The sequence below is a fragment of the Streptomyces sp. NPDC058880 genome, from assembly GCF_042742535.1.
Lineage (GTDB): Bacteria > Actinomycetota > Actinomycetes > Streptomycetales > Streptomycetaceae > Streptomyces.
This window is the reverse complement of the sequence record NZ_JBHYMC010000001.1, coordinates 389,941-396,222: the sequence shown is the minus strand read 5'-3', so window position 1 is coordinate 396,222 and position 6,282 is coordinate 389,941. Positions and strand designations below refer to the sequence as shown.

Sequence of the window (6,282 nt, the reverse complement as noted above, 5' to 3'; positions counted from 1 at the left end):
GCGGAGAGCCGTGCTGCCGGGCCGCGGTCGCGGAGGGCCTTACGCGCCGTGCAGTTGGCGCAGGTAGTCGTACGCGCTGGGGAGGGTCTCCAGCAGGTTCTGCTGCTGGCGCTTGACGGTGTCGAAGAGCGGCTCGGCGCCGGCCACCGATTCGGGCCGGTGCGCGAGGGTGGGCAGCGGGGCGTCCGGCTCCAGGCCGAGGCCGGCGAAGATGCAGTAGTAGCTGCCGTTGGTCCAGAAGTTGCGGAACTCCGCCTCGAAGTTGCCGTAGTAGGTGGACTCGTCGGTGATCGGGGAGTTGATGGGCAGACCCGCCTTGTAGGCGGAGATCTTCTGCTTGATGTTGTCCGGCAGCACGAGCTTCTTGTTGGCCTGCCAGAACGGCGTGTCGTTGCGCGGCGCGTAGAAGAAGTGCGCCTGGATGAAGTCGCGGGTGTCGTCGAACATCACCTCGATCTCGTGGTTGAAGCTGTCGATCAGACCCTCGTTGAAGGTCTTGTCCGGGAAGTGCTTGGCCAGCTGGTAGATCGCGGCCGTGATGAAGTAGATGCCGGTCGACTCCAGTGGCTCCAGGAAGCAGGACGACAGGCCGATGCTGACGACGTTCTTCACCCACGCTCGGCGGTTGCGGCCGACCCGGAAGCGGATGTGGTTGAACTTCGTCTCCTCGACGTCCAGGCCCCACATGTCGGCGAACTCGCGGGTGGCGGCGTCCTGGTCGGTGAACTTGCTGGAGTACACGTAGCCGGTGCCGAAGCGGCCCAGCATGGGGATCTTCCACGCCCAGCCCGACGACATGGCGATGGCCGAGGTGTACGGCTCCACCCCGTTCGCCTCGTCGTCGTGCGGGACGGCCGTGGCCACCGCGCTGTCGCACAGCAGGTGGTCGCTCATGTCGATGAACGGCTCCTGCATCGCCTGGTTGATCAGCAGCCCGCGGAAGCCCGAGCAGTCCACGAACAGGTCGGCGTCCAGCGCCAGTCCGCCCTTGGTGTGCAGTGTCGTCACGTGTCCGCGGGAGTCCTGCTCGGCCCGCACCATCTCGTCCTGCACGTGGTTGACGCCCTGCTTCTCCGTGGCGAAGCGGCGCAGGAAGTCGGCCACCAGCTGGGCGTCGAAGTGCCAGGCGTACCGGGTCGCCGGGCGACCGTCGAGCCAGCGCGGCGCCTTCATCGCGTCCATCACGGGGGGCTCGCGGAAGCAGGCGTAGTCGAACGGCTCGGTGGTGCGGCCCTCGTACTTGCGCTTGAACCAGTAGTGCGACAGCGGCGTCTGGTCGTAGTCGGGCAGCAGCCCGAAGGGGTGGTAGAAGTGGTCCGGGCCGCCGCCCGGCAGCTCCCGGGCCGTCGACTCGCCCTGCCCGTCGGTGCGCCAGTTCACGAAGCGCACGGCCATCTTGAAGCTGGCGTTGCACTCCCGCATCCACTCGTCCTCGGCGATTCCCAGGTAGTCGAAGAACGAACGCTGGAGATTGGGCACGGTGGCCTCGCCGACCCCGATGCGCGGGATCGTCGGGGCCTCCAGGACGGTGATGTCGACCGTTCCCTGGAGCGCCTTGCCGAGATACGCGGCCGTCATCCAGCCGGCCGTGCCGCCTCCCAGGATGACGACCTTCTGAAGCCGGGTGTCGGTGCTGGTCATGAAACAGCCCTCATTTCGGAGTCGGCGGTTCGGGTGGTCGTGCTCATCAGTGTCGAAAAACGCCCTATCACCGCCCTACACCGCAAGGATCCGGCCGTTGTAGGCCCGATATAGGCCCCCCGAACACACTCTTCGCAGGCAGAGCGGCAGGCGGGACGACGACCGGGAGGACGCGATGACCACCGCAGCGACCGAGAAAGCGGGGCCGGCGGTACGCGTCCGCTTCCTGGGCGATTTCGAGCTGACCGTGAACGGCACCCCCGTGCGGCGCTGGCGCGCCGGCAAGGCCCGCGGCCTCTTCCAGTACCTGGTGGTCCACCGCGGCCAGATGCTCACCCGCGACCGGCTCTACGCGTCCCTGTGGCCCGGCACCGACAGCACCGCGGGCAGCTCGCTCAAGGTCGCCGCCCACGCCCTGCGCCGGGTGCTCGACGCCCACCCCGACCGGCCCGGGGACTCCGGGATCCAGCTGGTCTACCGCGACTTCGGCTACGTCCTGCACGTCGCCGGCCTGTGGTGCGACCTCGACCGCTTCCAGGAACTCGTGCACGCCGGCCTGCGGGCCGCCACCGCCGGCGACACCGCGCTCGCCCGGACCCGGCTGCGGGCCGCGATCGCTCTCTACGGCGGGGAGTTCCTGCGCGGCGAGAGCGCCGACTGGGTCGTCGAACAGCGCGAGTACCTCCGGGCGCTGGTGCTGCGGGCACTGGGCGTGCTGCGCGCGGACGCCGAGGAACGCGAGGACTTCGTGGAGCTCATCGAGCTCTGCAAGCGCACCCTGGAGATCGACCGCCACCACGAGGAGACCTACCGCGCGCTGATGGCCGCCCACGGCCGGCGCGGCGAGCTGGCCTGCGTACGCCGCTGGTACGAGCTGTGCGCCCGCCGGCTGCGCGACGAGCTGGCGGTGGCGCCGGGCGCGGAGACCCAGCGGCTGCTGCGCTCCCTGATCCCGGCCGCCGCCCGCAGCGCCGCTCCGGCACCGGCCTCCGTCGGCGGCGCCCCCGCCACGGTCCGCGCGCTGCGGCCCGCAGGGCGCCAGCCCGGAACGCCCCCGTGGACCGCGGAGGTCCGTACGACCGTCACCCTGGCCCGCCCCGTCCGCAGGGCCAGGCCCGACACCCGGGCCCCGGCCGTCCTGGCCCGCACCGCGGACCCCGCGACCGCGTGACCGACGCAGCTGTTCAGCGAGCCCGTCAACTCCGTGACCGAGTGAGGAACCCACCGTGACCGTGCTGACCGTGCCGACCGTGCCGCAGGACTCCAGACCGCCCGGCGGCGAACCGAACGCGGCACCCCTGCCGCCCCGTTACACCGACCAGTGGATCGGCGGCGCCTGGGTCGCCTCCGACACCGACGGCCGCCTCGTGGTGACCGACCCCGCCACTGAGCGCGCCCTGGCCACCGTGCCCGCCGGCACCGGCCGGGACGCCGATCTCGCCGCCCGCGCGGCCGCCGCGGCCTTCGAGGGCTGGGCTGCCACCCCGCTGCGCGAACGCACCGCTCTGCTGCGCAGGGTCGTCGAGGCCATGGAGGCACGGGCCGACCGCTTCGCCGAGGTCATCACCGCCGAGGTGGGCGCGCCCACCCGGATGGCCCGCCACACCCACGTCGGGCTCTCCCTCGGCATGGCCGCGCACTGCGTCGAGACCGCAGCCTCCTACTCCTTCGAGGAGCGCGTGGGCCACTCGCTCGTCGTGCGCGAAGCGGCGGGGGTCGCCGCTTGCATCACCCCGTGGAACACCCCGCTGCTGCTCACCGTGCAGAAGATCCTCCCGGCGCTCGCGGCCGGCTGCACCGTGGTGCACAAGCCGAGCGAGATCACCCCGCTGCACGCCCGGCTGTTGGCCGAGGCCATCGCCGAGGCGGACCTGCCGCCCGGGGTCTTCAACATGGTCGTCGGCACCGGCGACACCGTCGGGACCGCGCTGGTCGCCCATCCGCTGGTCGACGTCGTCTCCCTGACCGGTTCCACCCGGGCCGGACGCGACGTCTCCGCGCTCGGCGCCGACCGCCTCAAGCGCGTCCACCTCGAACTCGGCGGCAAGAACGCCAGCCTCGTCCTCGACGACGCCGACCTGGCCCCGGCCGTCGCCGCCACCGTCGACCAGATGCTCTTCAACACCGGCCAGACCTGCCTGCAGTGGAGCCGGCTGCTGGTGCCGCGCGAGCGCCAGGACGAGGCCGTGGAGCTCGCCGTCCGGGCCATGGACGGCTACGTCACCGGCGACCCGCGCGACCCCGCGACCGATCTCGGCCCGCTGGTGTCCGCGGCCGCGCACGCCCGTGTCACCGCGTACATCCGCCGCGGCGCCGAGGAAGGCGGAGCCCGTCTGGTCCACGGTGGCCCCGACCGGCCCGCCGGCCTCGACACCGGCTACTACGTCCGGCCGACGGTCTTCGCCGACGTCGACCCGCTCACCACGATCGCCCAGGAGGAGATCTTCGGGCCGGTGCTGTCCGTCATCCCCTACGACGACGAGGAGCAGGCCGTCCGGATCGTCAACGGCACCCGCTACGGGCTGCACGGCGCGGTCTGGTCCGGCGACGACGTCCGCGCCCAGCGGATGGCGCGCCGCTTCCGCTCCGGCCTGGTCGACGTGAACGGCGGCCAGTTCAACCCGGCCGCACCGTTCGGCGGGTTCAAGCAGTCCGGGATCGGCCGAGAGTGCGGCACCGCCGGGCTGGAGGCCTTCCTGGAGACCAAGTCGATGCAGCTCCCGCAGGGCGCGGGGGACCAGGTGGTGGGTCCGCGGCTGCGGGCCACCGAGGCCGCCCGCCCCGTGGACACCGAGAGGAACGACGGATGACCGAGCCCCTTGCCGGGCCGCCCGGGGCGAACGCCCCGGGCGGGCTCCCGCCGCTGTTCGCCCGCCTGGAACGGTGGACCCGCGAACAGCCGAACGAGACCGCGGTCAAGGCCGTGGACGGGAATCTCACCTACGCCGCGCTGACCGCCCGCACCGCCCGGTACGCCGCCGCCCTCGCCCGCGCCGGAGTCGGCCCGGAGACCTCGGTCGGGCTCCTGCTGGGACGTTCCCGGGAGAGCGTGCCCGCCCTCCTCGCCGTCTGGAGCCTGGGCGGGACCGCCGTACCGCTGGACCCCGGGCACCCCGTGGAACGCCTCGGCGGCGTACTGCGCGACGCCGGGGCCGCCGTCCTGGTCGCCACCGGGGTGCCCGCCGGCCTGGAAGCGGGCGGGACCGAACTCCTGACCCCCCGCGAGGTCCGCCGCGGCGCCCCCGGGGCACTCGCCGTGTCCCCGCCCGCCCCCGACAACTGCGCCTACCTCATCTACACCTCCGGAACCACCGGCCGTCCCAAGGGCGTCGAGGTCACCTACCGCGGCCTGGACACCTTCGTCGAGGCCCTCCGCGGACTCGGCCTGCCGCCCGGCGGTCTGGGCCTCAACGCCGTCTCGCCCGCCTTCGACGGCTGGCTCTGGTGCACCCTCCTCTACCTCGTGCACGGCCAGGGGGTGGCCCTCACCGACCTCTCCCTCGACGGACTGCGGCAGGCCGCGGCGGAGGGCCGCGAGCCGCTGCCCGCCGGACTGCGCACCGTCTCCCTCACACCGTCGCTGCTCGCCGCCCACGGCGCGGGACTCGACTCCGCCGAGGTGGTCGTCGTCGCCGGGGAGGCCTGCCCGGCCGCACTGGCCGAGCGGTTCGCCCGGGACCGCCGCCTGCTCAACGTGTACGGGCCGACGGAGGTGACCATCGCCGCCACCTGGGCCGACAGTCGACGAGGGGACGACGTGACCGGAATCGGACGACCGCTGCCCGGCTACCGGGCGTACGTGCTGGACGAGGAGCTGCGGCCGGTGCCCGCGGGTGCCGAGGGCGAGCTCTACCTGGGCGGGCCCGCCGTCGCCCGCGGCTACCGGGGCCGCCCCGGCCTGACCGCCAGCCGCTTCCTGCCCGACCCCTTCCAGGGCGGCGGCACCCGCATGTACCGCACCGGCGACGTGGTGGTCCGCCGCGACGGCGGCGAACTGGAGTACCGGGGCCGCCGGGACGACCAGGTCAAGATCCGCGGCCACCGCATCGAGCTCGGCGAGATCGAGCGCGTCGCCGCAGAACTCCCCGAGGTCGTCGCCGCCGCCTGCTGCCCGCTGGCCTCGGGACAGGCCCTCGGCCTCGCCGTCGTCGCCGCCCCCGGCGTCGACGACCCGGACGGGCTCGCCGGCCGGGTCGTCGAACGCTGCCGCAAGCAGTTGCCCGCCGCGGCGGTACCGGGCACGGTGCGGGTACTGGACCGGATCCCGACCCTGACCACCGGCAAGGCCGACCGGGTGGCGCTGGCCCGGGCCCTGGAGCAGCCGGAAGACGGCGCCGGAAGTGGCGCGGCCGGGGACGGCGCGGTGAGCGCGAGCGAGCGCACCGTGATGACGGTCTGGGCCGAGGTGCTCGCCACCGAGGTCCCCGGCCCCGAGTCGGACTTCTTCGACCTCGGCGGTCACTCCCTGGCGGCCGCCCGAGCGGTCTCCGAGCTGCGCCGTGCCACCGGACTGCGGGTCGGCCTCGGTGCGCTCCTGGCCCGGCCGACGGTCACCGACGTCGCCGCCGAGATCGACCGGCTGGCGGCCGAACAGGGCGGGTCCGCAGCCGATGCGGCCGGCGCCGCCGAAGGGGCGTAGGC

4 protein-coding genes are annotated in these 6,282 nt (G+C 73.3%); 3 read left to right on the top strand and 1 reads right to left on the bottom strand.

Going from position 1 to position 6,282, the window contains the following annotated elements:
* Positions 1-39 precede the first annotated feature (39 nt).
* Positions 40-1,641: a tryptophan halogenase family protein gene (locus ACFW2G_RS01745; protein WP_037921705.1), complete on the bottom strand. Its 1,602-nt coding sequence runs from the start codon at positions 1,639-1,641 to the stop codon at positions 40-42.
* A 175-nt stretch (positions 1,642-1,816) separates the two neighbouring features.
* Between ACFW2G_RS01745 and ACFW2G_RS01740 the strand changes: the two genes are divergently transcribed.
* The 3 genes from ACFW2G_RS01740 to ACFW2G_RS01730 all read left to right on the top strand — a co-directional run bounded on the left by ACFW2G_RS01740 (position 1,817) and on the right by ACFW2G_RS01730 (position 6,280).
* The gene (locus ACFW2G_RS01740) at positions 1,817-2,812 is read left to right on the top strand and encodes a BTAD domain-containing putative transcriptional regulator (protein ID WP_052030546.1); all 996 of its coding nucleotides are present in this window, start codon (positions 1,817-1,819) and stop codon (positions 2,810-2,812) included.
* Between the two features lie 127 nt (positions 2,813-2,939).
* On the top strand, positions 2,940-4,451 hold the full coding sequence (locus ACFW2G_RS01735; protein ID WP_384580229.1) for an aldehyde dehydrogenase family protein: 1,512 nt from the start codon (positions 2,940-2,942) through the stop codon (positions 4,449-4,451).
* Entirely contained in the window at positions 4,448-6,280 is a 1,833-nt protein-coding gene (locus ACFW2G_RS01730; RefSeq protein ID WP_384580043.1) for a non-ribosomal peptide synthetase, read from the top strand. Before ACFW2G_RS01735 ends, ACFW2G_RS01730 begins: the two co-directional genes overlap by 4 nt.
* Positions 6,281-6,282: the final 2 nt, after the last annotated feature.

Coding starts and splice junctions, on each gene's coding strand:
- ACFW2G_RS01745 (WP_037921705.1), bottom strand. CDS start 1,641: ATGACCAGCACCGACACCCGGCTTCAGAAGGTCGTCATCCTGGGAGGC.
- ACFW2G_RS01740 (WP_052030546.1), top strand. CDS start 1,817: ATGACCACCGCAGCGACCGAGAAAGCGGGGCCGGCGGTACGCGTCCGC.
- ACFW2G_RS01730 (WP_384580043.1), top strand. CDS start 4,448: ATGACCGAGCCCCTTGCCGGGCCGCCCGGGGCGAACGCCCCGGGCGGG.